Source organism: Mesorhizobium sp. WSM4989 (genome assembly GCF_029625795.1).
Classification (GTDB): domain Bacteria; phylum Pseudomonadota; class Alphaproteobacteria; order Rhizobiales; family Rhizobiaceae; genus Mesorhizobium.
Map to the genome: position 1 here is coordinate 1 of NZ_JARTVN010000035.1, position 269 is coordinate 269.

Annotated in this window: 1 pseudogene; it reads right to left on the bottom strand. The window is 55.8% G+C overall.

The features are described from left to right. Nucleotides 1–35: 35 nt before the first annotated feature. A pseudogene (locus tag P9217_RS30210) lies at nucleotides 36–269 on the bottom strand (hypothetical protein); the annotation flags it as partial.

The following is a 269-nucleotide window of genomic DNA, read 5'->3' on the forward strand; positions in this document are numbered from 1 at the left end:
GATGCAGAGTGGGCTCTTTCCTGAAGGCAGATCGGTTAGCTATCAGCTGCCTTATCTGATGCCTTGATTTGGGGTCGCGAGCGGCCGGGCAGCTTATCAAAGGCGCCCAATTCTTCTGCGATTGCGGCTATCAGGGCAGACACGCGAGCTCGCACTCGCGGGGGCAGTTGAACAAGACGCTCGATCAAACGCCGACCTTCTGCGCTGGCAATAAACTCAATCTGTTCATCGACCGGCAAAAGTGAAGCCTCGCGACTAAGTTCACCGTT